Origin of the sequence: Lacrimispora sp. BS-2, assembly GCF_040207125.1 — a bacterium.
Classification (GTDB): domain Bacteria; phylum Bacillota; class Clostridia; order Lachnospirales; family Lachnospiraceae; genus Lacrimispora.
The window spans coordinates 1317308-1338866 of the sequence record NZ_CP157940.1; the positions used below are offsets into that span (position 1 = coordinate 1317308).

The following is a 21559-nucleotide window of genomic DNA, read 5'->3' on the forward strand; positions in this document are numbered from 1 at the left end:
TGAGTATGTGGGAAATATATGATCGTCTGATAGAACCAATACCAGATGACGTAAAGATAGAAGATTATTTTGTCGGAATCCAGTGGACTTCAGTGACTGTCTGCGGATATACTGGCGGAGCAGCGACAAATCAGCTTCAGACCATTCCAAGAAGTAAAAAAAACATTCTGGACATGTCATGGAAGGAAGCTGCAGGGCTGATAAAATCATGGAATTTTACAGAGGCCAGCATAGGTGCAGCAGCGGTAAATGCTTATTATAATCAGCCGGACCGGATCAGCAGGCTGGAAAGGGAAGGCGTAATCAGACAGTTGTCTGAGGAAGATGCTTTTATGGCTTATGGTGAGGATATCAAAGGAAAAAAGGTGGCCACCATTGGACATTTCTGCTTTGCTGAGAAATATTTGAAAGAAGCAGAATCCTGCGTGATCCTGGAGCGCAGCCCAATGGATGGGGATTATCCGGACAGTGCCTGTGAATATGTACTTTCAGATAGAGACTATGTTTTTGTCACTGGATTTACCCTGGTTAATAAAACCCTTCCAAGACTTTTAGAGTTGTCGAGGAATGCTAAAGTCATATTAGTGGGGCCCAGTGTGGCTCTCGCACCTGCCCTTTTTGATTTTGGCGTGTGGGAGCTGGCAGGTACTCTTATTACAGATAAAAAGCTTACAGAGGAATTTGTGAAAAAAGGAGAGCACAAGGCGGTAATCCGTTCCGGTCTGCCGGTAAGGCTTTCCAAAAAATAAATATAAGCCGCAAAAGCGGCGGAAAAGGGAGATTATATGAAAAAAACGAGAAAAGGGCTGGTACTGGCCGCATTCCTTGCTGTTGCGGTACTGGCAAATGGCTGCCAGAAAGAAAGAGGTAAGGAGGTTCCTGCCAGCCAGGCAGAGTCAACTGCGCCTGTAAATGCAGAAACTCAGGCAGAAACAGAAAAGGCGGGCGAAACAGGGGGGCAGTCAGACACCAGAGTGTTTACGGATTCAGCAGGAAGAGAAGTTACGCTGCCAAAGGAAATTAACAAGATTGCTCCTTCCGGGCCTTTGGCACAGATTGTGCTTTATACCATTTGTCCGGATAAGCTGTCCGGACTTGCTTCTGATTTTTCTGAAGGTGCAAAACAGTATATTGATGAGAAATATTGGGGACTTCCCAAATTCGGCCAGTTTTATGGGAAGAATGCAAACCTTAACATGGAGGCACTTATTGCAGAAAGTCCGGATGTAATCATTGATATCGGAGAAGCGAAAAAAACCGTAAAAGAGGATATGGATGCCCTTCAGGAACAGCTAAACATGCCAGTCATCTTTATCGAGGCAGATTTAGATACCATGAGTTCTGCTTATGAAAAGCTGGGAGAGCTTACCGGAGAAACTGATCAGGCAAAAAAACTGGCGGACTATTGCAATAACATACTGAAAAAATCCGAAACAGCCAAGGAGCAGATAGCAGAAAAGAAATCGGTTTATTATGCTGCTGGAGACGATGGTCTTCATACCAATGCAGAGGGTTCCATTCATGCCCGGGTCATCGAACAGATCGGAGCGGAAAATGCAGCCAAGGTTGAAAAGGTATCAAGCGGCGGCGGAAGTGAAGTATCCTTTGAACAGCTTCTTCTGTGGCAGCCGGATATTATCATTGCAGATTCTGAGGCCCTGTACCAAACCATAACAACAGATAAGGTCTGGGCAGAATTAAATGCAGTGAAAGAGGGGAAGGTTTATCAGATCCCTTCCGTTCCATATAGCTTTATGAGCAGTCCGCCTTCTGTTAACCGGATGATCGGGATTCTGTGGCTGGGCAATCTTGTATATCCGGAGCAGTATGATGTTGATATAAAACAGGAAGTAAAGGATTTCTACGAACTGTTTTATCATGTAGCTCTTGAGGGTTCACAGTTGGAAAAAATCTTAAAATAAAAAATATATCCCCCGGACGCGGATCTGGCTTTTACGCCAGCTCCACGTCCGGGGGATTATTATAGTCAGGTGAATATTCGCAATGATCAATGGTGCAGCCCCTCTGCCGCCCTGCCTGATCCGGTTAAAATTACTGCTGTTTATTTTTATTTCTATTATAGTTGATCAGACATCCGGCCTTTACGATTTCCCGTTCTTCCGGGGTCATTTCAGCAATGTGCAGTTCTATCTCATGAATCGGATTTCCTTCTTTATTTTTTACCACATAGGCTGGAATATGCTTCATATCCCCGTCAAGGGCAGTGCGGATTCCAGGCACATAGATAAAATCTCCTATTTCAAAATCGGGTTGTTCATCAAGGAGGAAGGGAAGCATTCCCCAGTTCATAACATTGGAACGGTAGCGTTTGGTGGCATACTCTTTTGCAATATTAGCAAGGCCGCCCAATACTCTCTGGCAGCTGGCTGCCTGCTCACGGGCAGAGCCATCCCCTGGCTTTACTGCGTAGACCATGCTTCCGATGGCTGTTTCTTCTGCCTTTAATTCCGGCTGGTTTAAGTAAGTGGTCAGGGCCTTAAATGCAGCTTCCAGTGACTGATCAGCCTCTAAGGGAGAAGTTCCGGCTTTTCTTGCCTGTTCCAGCTCATTTACCTTCTTTGAACGTCCCACATATTCCGGATCGCGGCGGGATAAAGTAAATTCCGCAAGGCCGAGAGGATTGGAACGGTAGGAAGAGGTTTCTCCGGAAGGGATCAGTTCATCCGTGGTAGTGACCGGATCCATGATCTTTGAACATACCCGTAACAGGATGTTTTCCGTCAGGGCACTCATAGCCGGCCAGTCTTTGATGTTTGGCCCGTAAATCAGGGGAACCTCCGGCTGAGCCTTTCCGAATCCCTGGTACACCCGTCTTTCGTAGGAAGATAGATCAAATTCATAGGCAGGAACCTGGTAATCCTCTCCATAGCCTTCTGCGGAGGTGAGATAGCCGCCGTTTGCCGCCGTTGCCGCAATGGAGCGGGCATCCATAAGGGCGACACAGGAAATCTGTCCGCTGCCCGGCTTGGAGCCTTCCCGGTTGGGGAAGTTTCTTGTGGTATGGCGGATGCTTAAGGAATTGTTGGAAGGCGTATCTCCTGCGCCAAAGCATGGGCCGCAGAAGGCCGTCCTGACAGTAGCGCCGGCTGCCATCAGTTCGGAGATCGCTCCTTTTTTCACCAGATCCATATAAACAGGCTGGGAGGAAGGGTATACGGATAAATTGAAGATGTCATTTCCGCAGTCCTTGCCGGTCAGAATATGGGCTGCAGCCATGACGTTGGAGTAGTTGCCTCCGGCGCAGCCTGCGATCACTCCCTGCTGGACCATCAGCTTTCCATCTACGATCTTTTCAGTCAGGGAAAGGCTTGCCTTGGAGCTTCCCACAATGCGTGCTGCTTCCTTTTCCACAGTCCGGAGAATGTCCCCAAGGTTTTCATTTAATTCATCGATCTCATAGGTGTTGCTTGGATGGAAGGGCAGTGCGATCATTGGCCTTATGGTGCTTAGGTCCACATAAACCACCCCGTCGTAGTAGGCCACTTCCCCGGGATTTAACTCCTTGTAAGCCTCCCCCCGTCCATGGAGGTTCAAATAGGACTTTGTATCCTCATCGGTTCTCCAGATAGAGGAAAGGCAGGTAGTTTCCGTTGTCATGACATCCACGCCGTTCCGATAGTCCGTATCCATGGAAGATACCCCGGGCCCTACGAATTCCATGATCTTGTTTTTTACATAGCCACTTTTAAAGACCGCTCCGATAATGGCCAGGGCCACATCGTGAGGACCCACAGAAGGAGCAGGGCTTCCCGTAAGATAAATAGCCACAACGTCTGGATATGCCACATCATAGGTATCACAAAGAAGCTGTTTTACCAGTTCTCCGCCTCCTTCTCCGATGGCCATGGTCCCCAAAGCTCCATACCGGGTATGGCTGTCAGAGCCAAGGATCATGCGCCCGCAGCCGGCCATCATCTCCCTCATGTACTGATGGATGACCGCAATATGTGGCGGAACAAAGATCCCGCCGTATTTTTTTGCAGCGGAAAGCCCGAATACGTGGTCATCCTCGTTAATGGTGCCGCCGACTGCGCATAAGGAGTTATGGCAGTTGGTCATAATGTATGGAATAGGAAATTCTTCAAGCCCTGATGCACGGGCTGTCTGGATAATTCCTACAAATGTAATATCATGGGAGGCCATGGAATCAAACCGGAGCTTTAAATGATCCATGTTATCAGAAGTATTGTGCTCTTTTAGAATGGAGTAGGCGATGGTACCCTTTTTTGCCTCAGTCTTATCTGCAGCTTTTCCTGTAAGGGCGGCCATTTTTAATGTTTCCTGTTCCGGAACCAGCCTGGTTCCATGAACAAGATAGGCCCCGCCGTCATACAATTTTACCATATGCTATCTTTCCTCTCTTTTTTTGTAGGAAACAGTTTCTCCTACGTATTTTGTCGCCGGACGCATGATTCTTCCATCATACAGCTTGTTTTCGATATTATGCGCCAGCCAGCCTGCCATACGTGAGCAGACAAACAGAGGCGTATACATATCTTCCGGTATCTGTAACATATTATAAGCGAAACCACTATAGAAGTCTACATTGTTTGACAGTGGTTTTCCGTTGACCGCCAGACAAGCTTTGGCCACCTTTTCAAACTTTGTAAGGAACTCATATTCATCTTCCCTGTTTTTCTGTTTGGCAAGCTTTTCGCAGCAGACCTTTAACAGATCCGCCCTGGGATCGGAAACCGTATAAACTGCGTGGCCAAGTCCGTATACAAGGCCGGTATTATCATAGAAATCCTTTGAAAGGATCTTGTGGATCACTGCCTTCATCTGGGCTTCCGTTGCTTTTAAGCCGATTTCCTTTTCAATGGCCTTGATCATTTCACTGCAGCATATATTGGCACCGCCGTGCTTTGGTCCCTTTAAGGAGCCGATCGAAGCGGAGATGGCCGAATAAATATCGGTTCCTGTGGAAGATATGACTACATTGGTAAAGGTGGAATTGTTTCCGCCGCCATGGTCTGCATGGATCATCAGCATCACATCCAAAAGATCAGCTTCCTGCGCGGTAAAAATCCCGTCTTTTCGCAGCATGTATAGAATGTTTTCTGCCATGGAATATTCCGGCTTTGGATAATGTATGATCAGACTGCCTCTGTCATAGTAATGGACCTTGCTCTGATATGCATAGACGGAAAGAGAAGGAAGCTTTGCCAGGATGTTGATTCCCTTTAAAAGAGTATCATAGGGGTCCACATTATCCGGCTCCTCATCATAATCGTAAAGAGCCAGGATGCTTTGCTGAAGGCTGTTCATCAAATTACGGGAAGGGGTGCGGAGCATATTTTTTTCCAGGAACTCATCAGGGAGAAGGTAGTTCTGGCTAAGAATGGATGTGAATTCCCTTAATTCTTTCCTGGAGGGAAGATAGCCAAAAAGGAGTAAAAACGAAGTCTCTTCAAAGCCATAGCGTTCATTGTTCTTTCCGCCTACCAGGTTCCCGATCTCGATTCCCCGGTAATAGAGCTTGCCAGGAACGTTGACCTTTTTTCCGTCTTGGATTTCATAGCCGACTACATCAGATACGCGGGTCAGGCCCACCCGGACTCCGGTACCGTCTTCGTTGCGGAGCCCTTTTTTTACATTGTGCTCCTTAAATAAATTGTTTGGAATATCCGTAAAATTAGAGGATTTACCAAAGGTCTGAGCGATAAAAAAGTTGTTCATGGAACGATCTCTCCTTTTTTTATTAAGCCACAGCCATAAAGGCGGGTACCTGTTTATAGAAAAGCAGCGCAAAAGGATTTCTCCGGCGCTGCCTCCATTGGCAAGAACGTGACTTGATTTATGTTGTTGGGTAGTTTAACATGGAAAAGTATCAAAGTCAATAACTTGTTACAATCACAACCAAAATATTGTTATTACGTCAGGATGAAGACTGGTTTTTAACAGAAAGGCAGAAAATCCTGTTTTAAGTTTTTCAAGCATATTTTTATGGTTTTCTCCACATCATATGGAAATACCCTGCAAATGTGCCATTACGCCCGAAAAAGCGGGGCGGACGCTGCCAGGAAAGCGTGGGATAAAGAGTAATCCATCAAATTTACAGTAAAACAGGAGGTTTTTAAGGTGAGAGAGTATCAAGATAGAAATAACGGGAAGAACGAAGAAACAGAGGAAAGACAGAATAACCAGAATGAGTCTTCCGATAATACGCGCAAGGAAAATCTTGATGAAAAGAAAACGGAAAAAGATATTGAACAGAAAGAGGATGAAAGGCTGGAAGAATATGGCCAGATGACCCTGGATGATAATGCAGGCAAGCGGAAGATCCATCTGATCTCCATTATCGGGGAGGTGGAAGGCCATGAAAATTTATCCGGCAACAGCAAGGCTACAAAATATGATCACATTCTCCCGAAGCTTGCCGAGATTGAAGATGATGATTCTGTGGAAGGGCTTTTGGTCCTTTTAAATACTTCCGGCGGTGACGTGGATGCAGGCCTTGCAATAGCGGAGATGATCGCTTCCTTAAGCATTCCTACCGTTTCCCTGGTTCTTGGAGGAAGCCATTCCATTGGAGTTCCCTTAGCAGTTTGTACGGATTATTCCTTTATCGTACCAACCGGAACCATGATGGTTCATCCCGTAAGAATGACGGGAATGGTAATCGGTGCTTCCCAGACTTATGAATATTTTGAAATGATACAGGACAGGATCTTAAGCTTTGTTTCCAGCCATGCAAAAATTGCCTACGACCAGTTAAAACGCCTTATGCTGAATACGGAAATGCTCACCAGAGACTTGGGAACCGTGCTGGTCGGTGAGGAAACGGTAAAAGAAGGCCTGATTAATGAAGTGGGCGGAATCAAGGATGCTTTAAAAAAATTATATGAACTGATGGAAACTGCTTCCCGTTAAACGTTGCAATTCTCCCGATTTTTTTGTATACTGTTACCAACGGATAGAAGGGGGAAGTATTGTGCCTGAGACAACGAAGAAACGGACTACAGCAAAAAAAGGAAAAAACGGGAGAACAAGAAATACAACCGCCAAAAAAAATGTGGTTTTGCCGGAACCAGAATTTATCCATTCAGAGGTCGTAATCATTATGTCATTTTTGGCTGCGGCCATACTGTTTTTCAGTAACTTTCATTTATGCGGAATGGTTGGAGATTTTCTGCGCAGCGTACAGCTTGGTATATTTGGAAGTGTGGGATATGTTGCGCCTGTGCTGCTGTTTGCAGGAACAGCGTTTTACATCTCCAACCAGGGAAATCCCAGGGCCGCTTTTAAACTGGCGTCTTTTATACTGGCGCTGGTTTCTTTGTGTGGATTTTTACAGCTTCTTTTTGGAACAAAGGGCGGCGAGGGAATGGGACTTGCCGATATTTATTTTGAGGCTTCCGTAAGCGGAAGAGGCGGCGGCATTATAGGCGGCCTTCTGGCCGGAGGGCTTACCTCTATCATTGGTGTTGTGGGAGCCTATTTGGTGATAGGAGTCCTTCTTATTATATCTGCAGTCTGCATTACGGAAAAATCTTTTGTAGATATTGTGAAAAAGGGAGGCGGAAAGGCATACCGCCATGCCAGGGATAATGTGGACATGCACATGGAAATCCATGCAATACGCCAGGAAGCCCGTAAAAAGCTTTTGGAAGAGAAAAAGCTTCGGGGAGTCAATCTGGAAGCCACGAAGCTGGTGGCGGCCCAGGAGGAAGGCTATGAGGAAGATCTGGCTGAGGAAGTTCCTGACAGCCTTGCCGATGATATTATGGCCCAGGCAGACAGGCTGTCTGCCGTAACTTCTGCGGAAGCAAACGAACCCAATCCTGCTGATGTTTTCCGTGGCAGTTTTTCTCCTGTCCCGGAAAATGAAGAGGATATTGTTCCCTTTGATCCCGATGTGGAAGCAGCTCCGCTTACAGAGGCATTAGAAGAATCTTCTATATATATGAAGAAAGAAGTGAAAACCTTAAAGGAAATGGAGGTCGTGGAAGAGGAATTCTATCCTGAGGAAGGACATGATACCTTTTCCATTCCAGAAGAGCCAAAACAGGTGGTCACCGCTTCCGGCAAAGTGATAGAGACAGATACAGAAGCTCTTCAGAAAAAGTTAGAAAAGAAGCGGGAAGAAGCGGAAAAGGAAGATGGTTTAAGTGTCACCCAGGAAATCAGGCAAAAGCAGGAGATTGTGAAAAAGGAATATAAGTATCCGCCTCTTTCCCTGCTTAAAAAGGGAAAATCAGGGGTCTTTTCCGACCGGGAATACAAGGAAACTGCCATCAAGCTTCAGCGGACTCTTCAGAATTTTGGTGTCGGAGTTACGGTCACTAATATAAGCTGCGGGCCTTCTGTAACCAGGTATGAGCTTCATCCGGAGCAGGGAGTAAAGGTCAGTAAGATCGTAAGCCTGGCGGATGATATTAAATTGAGCCTGGCGGCCGCTGACATCCGAATTGAAGCTCCCATACCGGGAAAATCGGCGGTGGGCATCGAGGTGCCCAATAAAGAAAACCAAATGGTATACCTGCGGGATATTCTGGAGGCGGACGGCTTTCAGAAGCATTCCTCAAAAATTGCTTTTGCGGTGGGTAAGGATATCGGCGGACAGGTGGTTGTCACTGACATTGCAAAGATGCCCCATCTATTAATCGCCGGAGCCACAGGTTCCGGTAAATCCGTCTGTATCAACACGTTGATCATGAGCATTATCTTTAAAGCGGATCCTGAGGATGTGAAACTGATCATGGTGGACCCCAAGGTGGTGGAATTAAGTGTTTATAATGGGATTCCCCATTTGCTGCTCCCTGTGGTCACTGACCCGAAAAAGGCTTCTGGAGCTCTTAACTGGGCGGTGGCGGAGATGACGGACCGTTATAATAAGTTTGCCCAGTATAATGTCAGGGAAATCAAGGGATATAACAAAAAAGTAGAGAGCATAAAAGACATTGAAGATGAGAATAAGCCCCAAAAGATGCCTCAGATCGTCATCATTATCGACGAGCTTGCGGATCTTATGATGGTAGCGCCCGGAGAAGTGGAAGATTCCATCTGCCGTCTGGCCCAGCTTGCCAGAGCTGCAGGCATTCATCTTGTCATTGCAACCCAGCGTCCGTCGGTCAACGTCATAACAGGTCTTATTAAGGCCAATGTTCCATCCAGGGTAGCCTTTGCGGTTTCTTCCGGAGTGGATTCCAGGACCATTATTGATATGAACGGAGCGGAGAAGCTTCTTGGAAAAGGTGATATGCTGTTTTATCCGGCAGGATACCCAAAACCAATGCGTGTTCAGGGTGCATTTGTATCGGATTCCGAAGTCTCCAAGGTTGTGGAATTCTTAACGGAGCAGGGGCTTACAGCAGATTATAATCCGGAAGTGGAGAACATGATCGCTTCCGCGCCTGCAGGCGGAGAGATAAAGGGCGGAGGTAATGACCGGGATGAGTATTTCGTTCAGGCCGGGAAGTTTATCATTGAAAAGGATAAGGCGTCCATCGGAATGCTGCAGAGAATGTTTAAAATAGGCTTTAACCGGGCTGCCCGGATCATGGACCAGCTTGCAGAAGCCGGTGTGGTAGGAGAAGAGGAAGGCACCAAACCCCGTAAGGTACTGATGAGCATGGAAGAATTCGATGAAATGCTCTCCCAGGGTTATTAAACATAAGTGAAGACAAAAGGGTTGCTTTTTAGCCCGTCCATCCGATGATCGGAAGCATTGCTGCTTCCAATAATATAGAACCGTGTTATTTACATAAAAGGAGGATTGGAAAATGAAAACAGATATCGAAATCGCGCAAGAGGCAAAAATGCTTCCTATCAAAGATGTGGCTGCTTCCTATGGAATCGGTGGGGATGAGCTGGAGCTTTACGGAAAGTATAAGGCAAAACTGACTGATGAACTGTGGGAGCGGGTAAAGGACCGTCCGGATGGCAGACTGGTTCTTGTAACGGCAATCAATCCCACTCCCGCAGGGGAAGGAAAGACCACAACTACTGTAGGTCTTGGTCAGGCATTGGGAAAAATGGATAAAAAGGCGATTATCGCTCTCAGAGAACCTTCCCTTGGACCATGTTTTGGCATTAAGGGCGGCGCGGCAGGCGGCGGATATGCCCAGGTGGTGCCCATGGAAGACTTAAATCTTCATTTTACCGGTGATTTTCATGCCATAACCTCAGCCAATAACCTGCTTGCAGCTTTGTTAGACAATCATATCCACCAAGGCAATGCCCTTGGAGTCGACACCCGTCAGATTCTTTGGAAGCGCTGTCTGGACATGAATGACCGCGCTCTTAGAAATATTGTGGTTGGCCTTGGCTCCAAAGCAGAAGGCTTTGTGAGAGAGGATCACTTTGTGATTACGGTGGCATCGGAAATCATGGCAATCCTTTGCCTTGCAAATGATATGGAAGATTTAAAAGAACGGCTGGGAAAGATCATTGTAGCATATAATTATGCTGGAGAGCCTGTGACTGCCTCCCAGTTAAATGCAGTAGGCGCTATGGCGGCTTTGCTAAAGGATGCCTTAAAGCCCAATCTGATACAGACCCTGGAGCACACCGGCGCCATTGTTCACGGAGGTCCTTTTGCAAACATCGCCCATGGCTGCAACAGCGTACGCGCGACGAAAACGGCGTTAAAGCTGGCTGATGTTGTTGTGACAGAGGCTGGATTTGGCGCGGATTTAGGTGCAGAAAAATTCCTTGACATCAAATGCAGAAAAGCCGGATTAAAGCCTGACGCCATTGTATTGGTAGCAACGGTAAGAGCCCTCAAATACAACGGCGGAGTGCCAAAGGACCAGTTAAAGGATGAAAACCTGGCTGCTCTTGAAAAAGGTATCGTCAATCTGGAAAAGCACATTGAAAATATGATGAAATACGGCGTTCCGGTAATTGTTACTCTGAATTCCTTTATCACAGATACAGAGGCTGAACACCAGTTTGTTAAAAAGTTTTGTGAGGAAAGAGGATGTGAATTCGCCTTATCCCAGGTTTGGGAAAAAGGAGGAGAGGGCGGCATAGAACTGGCAGAAAAAGTACTTTATACCCTGGAAAATAAAGAAAGCAATTTTGCGCCCATTTATCGTGATGACATGGGCCTTCAAGATAAGATCGCTGCAATTGCAAGGGAGATCTACGGCGCAGATGGCGTGACCTATGCTCCGGCAGCTTTAAAAGCCATAAGAAAATTTGAAGAAATGGGCTTTGGCAGCCTTCCTGTGTGCATGGCAAAGACACAGTATTCCTTATCCGATGACCAGACAAAGCTTGGAAGGCCGGAAGGCTTTGATATTAATGTGCGGGATGCTTATGTGTCCGCCGGAGCAGGATTTGTGGTCATTCTGACCGGAGCTATCATGACCATGCCAGGTCTTCCAAAGAAGCCTGCCGCAGATAATATTGACGTAAATGAAGATGGAGTAATCACCGGATTATTCTGATTGGGAGGTTTTATGAAGTTTAAAGAATGGTTAAAAGACTTAAAATATGAGGTGCTGCAGGGCAGCCTGGACGTTGAGGCCGAGGATGTCATATATGACTCCAGAAAGGCACGAAAAGGTGTTGTATTTGTCTGCATGAAAGGCACGAGAACCGACTCCCATGAATTCATACCAGAGGTGGTGGACGCCGGGGTGGAAATCCTTGTAGTAGAACGAGAGATGGATATCCCGGATGGCGTAACCGCCATTCTCGTACATAATGCAAGAGAGGCGCTGGCTCTTTTATCAGCCGCCAGATTTGGATATCCGGCGGAAAAGATGGTGACGATCGGCGTGACCGGAACCAAAGGAAAAACCACCACCACCCACATGATCAAGACGGTTTTGGAAGCCTGCGGCAAAAAAGTGGGAATGATCGGAACTACGGGCATTGTGATCGGCCAGGAAGTTACGCCTACGGTGAATACGACTCCCGAGTCCTATGAACTTCATCAGGCCTTCAGCCGCATGGCGGAAGCAGGCTGTGAATATTTGGTAATGGAGGTTTCCTCCCAGGCCTTTAAAATGCACCGGGTAGATGGAATCTGCTTTGATTACGGACTGTTTACCAATATTTCCCCTGATCATATCGGACCGGATGAGCACCGGGATTTTGAAGAATATCTTTTTTACAAATCCCGGATCTTTTGCTGCTCAAAAGTGGGGATCATGAATGGGGATGATGAGCATTGGGATGAAGTGGTAAAGGATGCTTCCTGCAAGCTCTATTCCTTCTCCATGGAGAAAAAGGACACGGATTTTAAAGCAGAGGCTGTCAGGTACATCGCCCAGCCGGATTTTGTCGGACTGGAATTTGACATCAAAGGAGCTTGTGAGCTATCTGTCCGGGTGAATATTCCAGGACGCTTTAACGTTGCCAATGCCTTGTCTGCAGTCAGTGTTTTAAGTTTTTTAGGGCTTCCGAAAGAGAATATCTGCCATGGACTGGAACATTTAAACGTGAACGGACGAATGGAAATCGTTTATTCTTCTGAAAAATGTACGGTAATCGTAGATTATGCCCACAATGCGGTCAGCATGGAAAGCCTGCTCTCAACGCTTAGAGATTATCACCCAAAGCGCCTTGTCTGCGTCTTTGGCTGCGGCGGAAACCGTTCCAAGGACCGGCGTATTTCCATGGGAGACAGCGCCGGACGCCTGGCAGATCTTACGATTATCACCGCGGATAATTCCAGATACGAAAAAACGGAAGATATCATCGCAGATATTCGTGAAAGCCTTGAAAAGATAGGTGGGAAATTCATGGAAATTCCGGACCGCAGGGAAGCGATCCGTTACAGCATCATTCATGCCGAACCAGGTGACATGATTGCCATTATAGGAAAGGGGCATGAGGATTACCAGGAGATAAACGGAGTCCGCCACCATTTCTCAGACAGAGAAGAGGTCTTAAATGCAGTGGATGCCCAGCTTTCAAAGGAAGCTTAAAAGGAAGGCAAAGCGATAAATAAAATGCCGAAAGCCGTAAGGATATGCGGCTTTCGGCATTTCCGCGGTAGGTGGTATGCCCAAAAGCACGGGAAGGAAAGAGGAACGCCCTTCGGGCATACCTTTATGCCCAAAAAGCATGGGCAGGAAAGACGAAAGGAATGTGCGCCGGAAGCGTACATGGAACGGAGGAAGCAATGGTAAATATGACAGTAAAGGAAATACTTTCAGCTACAGGAGGTAAGCTTCTTTGCGGAAATGAGGATACGGTTCTGGAGCACATCAGCATTGACTCCAGAAATATGAAGGGGAATGACCTGTTTGTTCCCATCATTGGAGAACGGCAGGATGCCCACCATTTTATCGGGCAGGCCTTTGACAATGGAGCAGCGGCCGTGCTTACCAGCGAGCATGACGCTATGGACTCTGTCAAACCGTGGATCCGGGTAGAGGATACAAAAAAGGCGCTTCAAGCGATTGGAAGCTATTACAGGGACTGCTTAAAGCTCCCCCTGGTGGGAATCACGGGAAGCGTGGGAAAGACCACTACAAGGGAGATGGTTGCCAGTGCTCTGTCTGCCCGTTATTCCGTTTATAAAACTCCTGGAAACCACAACAGCCAGGTAGGAGTGCCTATTACCATATCTGAGATTTCACCGGAGGCTGAAATTGGAGTCATTGAACTGGGAATGAGCGAGCCGGGAGAACTGACCGTCATTACCAGGATCGCAAAAATCCAGATGGCCGTAATAACCAATATCGGAGTAACCCATATCGAGCAGCTTGGATCCCAGGAAAACATCTACAAGGAAAAACTGACTATCCAGGATGGGTTAATGGAAGGCGGAATCCTCTTTTTAAATGGGGATGACCCGCTTTTAAAAACCACAAAGGCAAAGGAAGGCTGTAAGACCATTTATTACGGAACAGGAGATAATTGTGATTACAGGGCTGTCGATGTCCATTTGGAGGAAGGCTTTCCGGCCTTTACGGCAGTCTTCGGCCAGAAGAGAGTTCCTTTGCGGCTGGCAGTAATGGGAAGCCATAATGTGTTAAATGCCATGGTGTCCCTTGCAGTGGCTTCTGAGTGCGGTATCCCTATGGAAGAAGCGGCAGAATGTCTTCAGAAATTTACCGGTTTTAAGAACCGGCAGCAGATCTATCATGCAGCCGGTATGACTATCATCGATGATACATATAACGCCAGCCCGGTTTCCATGAAAGCAGGGCTGGAGGTCTTAGGTTCTATTAAAAAGGCGGAACGAAGGATCGCCGTATTGGCTGATATGAAGGAACTGGGAGAAAAAACGCGGTCATACCATTATGAAATCGGAGAATACATTGCAGAGCATCCAGTATATGAGGTGGTGACTTTGGGAGAACTGGCAGGGGAGATTGCCAGAGCGGTGAAGGAATATGCTCCTCATATCCTGGTTAAGGAATTCATGGAACCAGAACTGCTGGTATCTTATTTAAAAGAGGAATTAAAGGAAGGGGACTGCGTGTTGTTTAAGGGCTCAAACAGCATGAATCTTGGTCAGGTTGCGGAAAAGTTTTACCGGCCTTGACAGCCTTTTAGAGCCCATGACGCAAATGGTGCAGGTATACCTTTATGCCCAAAAGGCGTGGACAGAAAAGAGGAAACACTCTTCGAGTATACCTTTATGCCCCAAAAGCGTGGGCAGAAAAGAGGAAAACAATGACGGAACGATTTGCCCGGATTATTATTGATATTTCCCATGAAAAAGTTGACAGAACCTTTGATTACCGGATTCCGGCCGGGCTTCTTGATGAAGTGGCTGTAGGTTCTCTGGTTTTGATTCCTTTTGGAAAAGGAAATTCCATGCGGAAAGGGTATGTGGTGGGCATTGCCTCCCATGCGAATTATGATCCGGATAAAATTAAGGAGATAGCAGGAATCGTAACAGACGGCGTATCGGCAGAATCCCTGCTCATTTCCCTGGCATGGTGGCTGAAGGAGCGGTATGGCTCCACCATGAACCAGGCATTAAAAACAGTGCTTCCTGTGAAGCAAAAGGTAAAGCCAAGGGAAAAAAAGGTGATTAAAAGCCTTTTGGACCATTCCCAGCTTTTAAATGCCTTGGAGGAAGCGGAAAAAAAGAAATACAAGGCCAGGGCACGCCTCTTTCAGGCACTTTTGGAGAATCCAGCCATTCCATACGAAATTGCGGTTAATCAGATGAACCTTTCTGCCGCCACCTTAAAGCCGGTTATTGAAAGAGGATACGTAAGTCTTGATTGTGAAGAGGTTTACAGAAATCCTGTTAAAACAGAAATAAAAGAAAGAAGCAAGGTGGTTTTAAATGGAGAACAGCAGGCAATTGTAGACAGTTTTTACCTTGATTATTCCCATGATATAAGAAAAACCTATCTGATCCACGGCATTACAGGAAGCGGCAAGACAGAGGTTTATATGGAACTGATCCAAAAGGTCATAGAGGATAGAAAGCAGGTGATTGTTCTCATTCCTGAAATAGCCCTGACTTATCAGACCGTCCTGCGTTTCTATGGAAGATTTGGGAACCGGGTGTCCATAATCAATTCCAGATTATCGGCAGGGGAACGGTATGACCAGTTTGAACGGGCAAGAAACGGGGATATTGATATTATGATCGGTCCCCGTTCGGCCCTGTTTACTCCCTTTTCCCGTCTTGGACTGATACTCATAGACGAAGAGCATGAAGGAGCTTACAAAAGCGAGGTATCTCCAAGATATCATGCCAGGGAGGTGGCAGTGAAAAGAGCCTCCATGCAGGGGGCATCTTTGGTTTTGGGCTCCGCAACTCCCTCCCTGGAAGCTTATACAAAAGCTCTTCAGGGAGAATACCAGCTTTTTCGCCTGACAGAAAGGGCCAAAAAAAACAGCCGTCTGGCGGCAGTATCTGTGGTGGATTTAAGGCAGGAACTTAAAGAAGGCAATAAGTCCATTTTCAGCAGAAGCTTAAAGGAACTGATCGAGGACCGGCTTAAGAAGCGGGAACAGGCCATGTTATTTATCAACAGGCGCGGCTATGCGAACTTTGTGTCCTGCCGTTCCTGCGGAGAAGCCATTCGCTGCCCTCACTGTGATGTGACTCTGACACTTCATAATAACAGCCGCCTTGTATGCCATTATTGCGGATATTCCATATCCATGCCAGACCGCTGTCCGGCCTGCGGCTCTCCCTACATTGCTAATTTTGGAGTAGGAACCCAGAAGATTGAACAAATGACCAGAAAAATGTTCCCGGCTGCCAGAGTCCTGCGAATGGATCTGGACACCACCTCAAAAAAGGGAGGACATGAAGAGATACTCACAGCTTTTTCCGAAGGAGAGGCCGACATCCTTATCGGCACCCAGATGATCGTAAAAGGCCATGATTTTCCAAATGTGACCCTGGTGGGAGTGCTGGCTGCAGACCTGTCTTTGAATACTCCGGACTACCGGTCAGCAGAACGGACCTTTCAGCTTTTAACCCAGGCAGCAGGAAGGGCCGGCCGGGATTTTCGAAACGGTGATGTGGTCATCCAGACCTATAGTCCGGAGCACTACAGCATTGTGACCGCCGCCAATCAGGATTATGAGGCATTTTACCGGCAGGAAATGGCATACCGCCGTCTGATGAAATATCCTCCGGCAAGCGGCCTGTTAACAGTACAGTTTTCTTCCAGACTGGAGGACTGTTTAAAAGAAGCAGCTGATGCGGCTGCCGGTTTTATCGGCCCCCTTGCGGAACAGGAAGCGGTGCAGATCATCGGCCCGGTAGAGGCTACTGTTTACAAAATTAATGATATCTATAGAAAAATTTTATACTTGAAACAGGAAAACTATGATATACTAATAAAAATCAGGGATCAGATCGACGGTTTTTCAGAAAACTATGGGCACCTGTTTGATCAGGTAATGATCCAATACGATTTTTCATAAATTAAGAGGATATACCCTTTGGGCATCTCTTTACGCCCCATATAGCGGGGCCGGCTTTAACCATAAAGAACTGGCAGGAAAGAGGATAAAAGAAAATGGCAATTAGAAAGATCAGAACCATTGGAGATGAAATTTTAAGAAAGCACTGCAAGCCTGTAAAGGAGATCACGCCAAGGATCAGCGAACTGATCGTGGATATGTTTGAGACCATGTATGACTCGTGCGGAGTTGGCCTTGCGGCTTCTCAGGTGGGGATTTTAAAACAGATCGTAGTCATAGATGTAGATGATGGCAACCAGTATGTACTTATTAATCCGGAAATCATAGAGACAAAGGGAAGCCAGACCGGGCCGGAAGGCTGCCTTAGCGTGCCTGGAAAATCCGGTACAGTCACAAGGCCTGATTACGTAAAAGTAAAGGCTTATGATGCTGCTATGGAGCCCTTTGAGTTGGAAGGGGAAGGCTTTTTAGCCCGGGCAATCTGTCATGAATGCGATCATTTAAACGGTGATCTCTATGTAGATATCGTGGAAGGCGAGCTGGAGGATGTCTCCTTAGATGAGGAAGAAGGAGAGGTTGAAGAATAATTATGCGTATTATATTTATGGGAACACCTGATTTTTCTGTTCCCGCTCTTGAGGCTTTAAAAGAGGCCGGGCATGAAATTCTTGGGGTAGTTACCCAGCCGGACAAACCCAAAGGAAGAGGGAAGGAAATCCAGATGACTCCGGTAAAGGAGAAAGCAATGGAATACCACATCCCTGTTTATCAGCCGGTCAAGGCCAGGGATCCGGAGTTTGTTAAAATTCTATCAGATCTGGAACCGGAACTGATGGTAGTAATCGCTTTTGGACAGCTTCTGCCAAAGGCTATTCTGGATATTCCAAAATACGGCTGTGTAAATATCCATGCTTCTCTGCTCCCCAAATACCGGGGCGCATCTCCCATACAGTATGCGGTCATTAACGGAGAAAAGGAAAGCGGAGTCACGACCATGATGATGGCGGAAACCCTGGATACCGGAGATATGCTGGATCAGGAAGCCATTGCCCTGGATAAAAAAGAAACCTTTGGAAGCCTTCATGATAAGCTGAGCAGGCTGGGAAGCAGGCTTATTTTAAAAACCATAATAAAGCTGGAAGAAGGGACTGCCGAATGTACGCCACAGGATGATTTAAAGACCTGCTACGTAGGCATGATAAAAAAGTCCATGGGAGATATTGACTGGTCCATGGATGCAGTATCCATTGAGCGCCTGATCCGCGGCTTGAATCCATGGCCCAGCGCCTATACGGTCTGGAATGGAAAAGTGATGAAACTGTGGGAAGCAGATGTAGTGGATAAAGAGTATGAGGGGGCTTACGGCCAGGTAGTAGAGGTTAGCCGGGACTCTCTGGTCATAAAGACCGGGAAAGGCTGCCTGTCCATACGAAAACTTCAGCTGCAGGGAAAAAAATGCATGGAAATTGACGCATTTCTCCGCGGATACCAGATTGCGGAAGGCACCATTTTGGAGCGCCTTGCAGGTACGTCTTCATGCCCAGAAAGCGTGGGCAAGTAAGTGGAAAGGAGAGTCTGATTATGTATTATGGCGGTATGATGGGATATTATTGGGATCCGACATGGATCCTTGTCATCATTGGAGCAGTTCTTTCCATGGTGGCATCTGCAAAAGTGAATAGTACCTTTAATAAATATTCAAAAGTGAGAAGTATGTCCGGGATGACAGGAGCAGAAGCGGCAAAACGCCTTTTAACTTCCCAGGGCATCTATGATGTTCAGGTAAGGTCTGTAGGCGGGCAGCTTACGGATCATTATGATCCAAGAACCAAAACCGTTAATCTGTCGGAGTCTGTTTACGGCTCCACATCAGTAGCGGCAATCGGTGTCGCGGCCCATGAATGCGGTCATGTTATGCAGGACAGCACAGGCTATATTCCCTTAAAACTCCGGGCAGCCATTGTTCCTGCGGCCAATATTGGCTCCAAGGCGGCACTGCCTCTTATTATTCTCGGCGTCATTATAGGGGGGATCGGTTCTCCCTTAGTTAATATTGGCCTGATTCTTTTTTCTGTGGCGGTTATTTTCCAGCTGGTCACCCTGCCTGTGGAATTTAATGCGTCCAGCCGGGCGGTCACTCTTTTGGGGCAGGTGGGAATCTTAGGCGACCAGGAATTAGGCTATACCAGAAAAGTTCTGGGTGCCGCAGCCCTTACCTATGTAGCGGCGCTTGCTGCGACCGTACTTCAGCTTTTAAGGCTGGTCATCTTGTTCGGAGGAAGAAGGAATGATGACTAAGGAAACCGACAGCAGGGAAATCGCCCTGGATATCCTGTTAGAGATCCTGGAGCGTGGAGGTTATAGCCATATCATCCTGCGCCAGGCTTTAAATAAATATCAGTATCTGGATAAATCGGAACGGGCTTTTATTTCCAGGATAGCAGAAGGAACTGTGGAATACCTGCTTCAGATCGATTATATTATTGATTCCTTTTCCAACACAAAGGTTAAAAAGATGAAGCCGGTAATACGCACTATTTTGCGCATGTCGGTTTATCAGCTTCTTTATATGGACCGTGTTCCGGATTCTGCCGTATGCAACGAAGCGGTGAAGCTTGCCGTGAAACGGAAATTTACAGGATTAAAGGGCTTTGTCAATGGAGTACTGAGGAATATTTCCAGAAATAAAGAGGGATTAAGCTGGCCGGATGATTCTGTCCGCTATTCCATGCCGGCATGGATCGTATCCATGTGGGAGGAAACTTTTGGCCGGGAAACAGCAGTCACCATGATGGAGTCCTTTTTAAAAGATAAAAAAACTACAGTCCGCTGCAATTTTGCAAAGGCTTCCAAGGAAGAAATCCTTAAGAGCCTTAAAAAGCAGGGGGCAGAAGTGAGTGAGTCCGGAATTTCGGAAGCAGTGCTTTGCATTGAAAAATATGATTACCTGGAAGGACTGGAAGCATTCCAAAAGGGATATATCCAGGTTCAGGACCTAAGCTCCAGCTTTGTAGGTGAGATCGCAGATCCCAAAAAGGGAGATTACGTCATTGACGTCTGCGGCGCTCCTGGAGGAAAGAGTATTCATATAGCAGATAAGCTTGACGGAACTGGTATGGTGGAGGTCCGTGACTTAAGCCTCCAAAAGATAAGCATGGTTGAGGAAAATATTAAACGGTGCGGATTTTTAAATATCCGTACAAAGGTCCAGGATGCTCTTACTGCAGATCCGGATTCCGTGGAGAAAGCGGACATTGTCATTGCTGATCTGCCTTGCTCCGGTCTTGGGATCATCGGACGAAAGCCGGATATCAAATACCGTATGACGCCGGAAGACTTGGAATCCCTGGCAGCGCTCCAACGGGCGCTCCTGACAGTTGTCCAGACATATGTAAAACCGGGCGGGCGTCTGATTTTCAGTACATGTACCATAAACCGAAAAGAAAATGAAGAAAATGCCCAGTGGTTCCTTGAGCATTTTCCTTTTGACTGCATAAGCCTTAAGGGAAAATTTGGAGAAAAGATGGATTCAGCAGCTGCGAACCAGGAATTTATACAGCTTTTGCCGGGAATCCACCCCTGTGACGGATTTTTTATTGCGGCATTTCAAAAAAGGTAGAGCCTTTGGGGCATACCTTTATGCCCAAAAAACGTGGGCAGAATAGAGGAAATGTAGAATGGATAAGATAGATATAAAATCTCTGGATATGGAACACCTGATATCCTATATGGTGTCCATAGGAGAAAAGCCCTTCCGTGCAAAACAGCTTTATGAATGGATGCACCAGAAGCTGGCTTCTGATTTTAATGAGATGACCAATCTTCCTAAAACACTGAAGGAAAAGCTTTTGCAGCTTACAGAATTTACCTGCCTTACAGTCGTGGAGGAAAAGATTTCAAAAATAGATGGAACAAGAAAATACTTATTTGCCCTTTCCGATGGAAATGTGATTGAAAGCGTTTTGATGAAATACAAGCATGGAAATTCTGTCTGCATTTCATCCCAGGTAGGCTGCCGCATGGGCTGCCGGTTCTGCGCTTCCACACTTGACGGACTGGAAAGGAATTTGACCCCTTCTGAAATGCTTGACCAGATATACCGGATCCAAAGAATCACCGGGGAACGGGTTTCCAATGTGGTGGTTATGGGGTCCGGAGAACCTATGGATAATTATGATCATCTGGTTCAATTCATTCGTTTACTTACTGATGAAAACGGCCTGAATATCAGCCAGCGCAACATAACGGTGTCCACCTGCGGCATTGTTCCGGGAATTCTTCAATTGGCTGAAGAAGATCTGCAGATCACCCTGGCTTTGTCTCTTCATGCACCAAATGACGAAGTCAGAAAAACCCTGATGCCTGTTGCCAACCGTTACCCGCTAAAGGAGGTGCTGGATGCCTGCCAGACGTATTTTGAAAAGACCGGGCGAAGGCTTACCTTTGAATACAGCCTTGTAAGTGGTGTCAATGACAATTTAAAAGAGGCAGCCGCCCTGACTGCTCTTTTAAAAGGCCAGCACGGGCATGTGAATCTGATTCCGGTAAATCCTATTAAGGAGCGCAATTACGTGCAGTCAGACCGGAAGGCCATAGAAGCCTTTAAAAATCTTCTTGAAAAAAACGGAATAAATGTTACTATAAGAAGAGAAATGGGACGGGATATTAACGGCGCCTGCGGGCAGCTGAGAAAAAGCTTTTTAAATCAGGAGTAAAGAGGAAGTGA

At 46.7% G+C, this 21559-nt stretch carries 15 protein-coding genes; 13 read left to right on the forward strand and 2 right to left on the reverse strand.

All coding sequences use genetic code 11. The features are described from left to right. The first annotated feature begins 5 nt into the window (after positions 1 to 5). Together ABFV83_RS06275 and ABFV83_RS06280 are read left to right on the forward strand one after the other, a co-directional pair. Positions 6 to 749, forward strand: a complete 744-nt coding sequence (locus ABFV83_RS06275) for a DUF364 domain-containing protein (RefSeq protein WP_349948061.1) — start codon at positions 6 to 8, stop codon at positions 747 to 749. 36 nt (positions 750 to 785) lie between these two features. Next, on the forward strand, positions 786 to 1922 hold the full coding sequence (locus ABFV83_RS06280) for an ABC transporter substrate-binding protein (protein ID WP_349948062.1): 1137 nt from the start codon (positions 786 to 788) through the stop codon (positions 1920 to 1922). 130 nt (positions 1923 to 2052) lie between these two features. On the opposite strand, the gene ABFV83_RS06285 is transcribed toward ABFV83_RS06280, so the two are convergent. Next, on the reverse strand, positions 2053 to 4365 hold the full coding sequence (locus tag ABFV83_RS06285) for a hydratase (RefSeq protein ID WP_349948063.1): 2313 nt from the start codon (positions 4363 to 4365) through the stop codon (positions 2053 to 2055). Between the two features lie 3 nt (positions 4366 to 4368). Then, positions 4369 to 5700: a citrate synthase gene (locus ABFV83_RS06290; protein ID WP_349948064.1), complete on the reverse strand. Its 1332-nt coding sequence runs from the start codon at positions 5698 to 5700 to the stop codon at positions 4369 to 4371. Positions 5701 to 6102: 402 nt separating this feature from the next. Here ABFV83_RS06290 and ABFV83_RS06295 point away from each other — a divergent pair, with 402 nt between their 5' ends. The 11 genes from ABFV83_RS06295 to rlmN all read left to right on the forward strand — a co-directional run bounded on the left by ABFV83_RS06295 (position 6103) and on the right by rlmN (position 21548). Next, positions 6103 to 6894 carry an ATP-dependent Clp protease proteolytic subunit gene (locus ABFV83_RS06295; RefSeq protein WP_349948065.1) on the forward strand — a complete coding sequence of 264 codons (792 nt, stop codon included), beginning with the start codon at positions 6103 to 6105 and terminating at the stop codon, positions 6892 to 6894. A 190-nt stretch (positions 6895 to 7084) separates the two neighbouring features. After that, positions 7085 to 9634 (forward strand): DNA translocase FtsK, encoded by a 2550-nt coding sequence (locus tag ABFV83_RS06300; protein WP_349948876.1) that lies wholly within the window; start codon positions 7085 to 7087, stop codon positions 9632 to 9634. Positions 9635 to 9746: 112 nt separating this feature from the next. Then, entirely contained in the window at positions 9747 to 11417 is a 1671-nt protein-coding gene (locus ABFV83_RS06305) for a formate--tetrahydrofolate ligase (protein ID WP_349948066.1), read from the forward strand. Positions 11418 to 11429: 12 nt separating this feature from the next. Then, the gene (locus ABFV83_RS06310; protein ID WP_349948067.1) at positions 11430 to 12905 is read left to right on the forward strand and encodes a UDP-N-acetylmuramoyl-L-alanyl-D-glutamate--2,6-diaminopimelate ligase; all 1476 of its coding nucleotides are present in this window, start codon (positions 11430 to 11432) and stop codon (positions 12903 to 12905) included. A 197-nt stretch (positions 12906 to 13102) separates the two neighbouring features. Then, the gene (gene murF / locus ABFV83_RS06315) at positions 13103 to 14473 is read left to right on the forward strand and encodes a UDP-N-acetylmuramoyl-tripeptide--D-alanyl-D-alanine ligase (protein WP_349948068.1); all 1371 of its coding nucleotides are present in this window, start codon (positions 13103 to 13105) and stop codon (positions 14471 to 14473) included. 131 nt (positions 14474 to 14604) lie between these two features. Next, positions 14605 to 16833, forward strand: coding sequence for a primosomal protein N' (gene priA / locus ABFV83_RS06320; RefSeq protein WP_349948069.1), 2229 nt, complete (start codon positions 14605 to 14607; stop codon positions 16831 to 16833). A gap of 95 nt (positions 16834 to 16928) precedes the next feature. Then, positions 16929 to 17420 carry a peptide deformylase gene (gene def / locus ABFV83_RS06325; RefSeq protein WP_349948070.1) on the forward strand — a complete coding sequence of 164 codons (492 nt, stop codon included), beginning with the start codon at positions 16929 to 16931 and terminating at the stop codon, positions 17418 to 17420. A 2-nt stretch (positions 17421 to 17422) separates the two neighbouring features. Beyond that, complete coding sequence (gene fmt, locus ABFV83_RS06330) at positions 17423 to 18394, forward strand: methionyl-tRNA formyltransferase (RefSeq protein ID WP_349948071.1); 972 nt, start codon at positions 17423 to 17425, stop codon at positions 18392 to 18394. Positions 18395 to 18414: 20 nt separating this feature from the next. Beyond that, positions 18415 to 19131, forward strand: coding sequence for a zinc metallopeptidase (locus ABFV83_RS06335; RefSeq protein ID WP_349948072.1), 717 nt, complete (start codon positions 18415 to 18417; stop codon positions 19129 to 19131). After that, positions 19121 to 20452, forward strand: a complete 1332-nt coding sequence (rsmB, locus tag ABFV83_RS06340) for a 16S rRNA (cytosine(967)-C(5))-methyltransferase RsmB (protein WP_349948073.1) — start codon at positions 19121 to 19123, stop codon at positions 20450 to 20452. Before ABFV83_RS06335 ends, rsmB begins: the two co-directional genes overlap by 11 nt. Before the next feature lie 58 nt (positions 20453 to 20510). Next, positions 20511 to 21548, forward strand: a complete 1038-nt coding sequence (rlmN, locus tag ABFV83_RS06345; RefSeq protein ID WP_349948074.1) for a 23S rRNA (adenine(2503)-C(2))-methyltransferase RlmN — start codon at positions 20511 to 20513, stop codon at positions 21546 to 21548. Positions 21549 to 21559 lie beyond the last annotated feature (11 nt).

Bases quoted from the DNA above. Each gene is read 5' to 3' on its own strand.
- ABFV83_RS06275 (WP_349948061.1), top strand. From the start codon at position 6: ATGTGGGAAATATATGATCGTCTGATAGAACCAATACCAGATGACGTA.
- ABFV83_RS06280 (WP_349948062.1), top strand. From the start codon at position 786: ATGAAAAAAACGAGAAAAGGGCTGGTACTGGCCGCATTCCTTGCTGTT.
- ABFV83_RS06285 (WP_349948063.1), bottom strand. From the start codon at position 4,365: ATGGTAAAATTGTATGACGGCGGGGCCTATCTTGTTCATGGAACCAGG.
- ABFV83_RS06290 (WP_349948064.1), bottom strand. From the start codon at position 5,700: ATGAACAACTTTTTTATCGCTCAGACCTTTGGTAAATCCTCTAATTTT.
- ABFV83_RS06300 (WP_349948876.1), top strand. From the start codon at position 7,085: ATGTCATTTTTGGCTGCGGCCATACTGTTTTTCAGTAACTTTCATTTA.
- ABFV83_RS06305 (WP_349948066.1), top strand. From the start codon at position 9,747: ATGAAAACAGATATCGAAATCGCGCAAGAGGCAAAAATGCTTCCTATC.
- ABFV83_RS06310 (WP_349948067.1), top strand. From the start codon at position 11,430: ATGAAGTTTAAAGAATGGTTAAAAGACTTAAAATATGAGGTGCTGCAG.
- murF (WP_349948068.1), top strand. From the start codon at position 13,103: ATGGTAAATATGACAGTAAAGGAAATACTTTCAGCTACAGGAGGTAAG.
- priA (WP_349948069.1), top strand. From the start codon at position 14,605: ATGACGGAACGATTTGCCCGGATTATTATTGATATTTCCCATGAAAAA.
- def (WP_349948070.1), top strand. From the start codon at position 16,929: ATGGCAATTAGAAAGATCAGAACCATTGGAGATGAAATTTTAAGAAAG.
- fmt (WP_349948071.1), top strand. From the start codon at position 17,423: ATGCGTATTATATTTATGGGAACACCTGATTTTTCTGTTCCCGCTCTT.
- ABFV83_RS06335 (WP_349948072.1), top strand. From the start codon at position 18,415: ATGTATTATGGCGGTATGATGGGATATTATTGGGATCCGACATGGATC.
- rsmB (WP_349948073.1), top strand. From the start codon at position 19,121: ATGATGACTAAGGAAACCGACAGCAGGGAAATCGCCCTGGATATCCTG.
- rlmN (WP_349948074.1), top strand. From the start codon at position 20,511: ATGGATAAGATAGATATAAAATCTCTGGATATGGAACACCTGATATCC.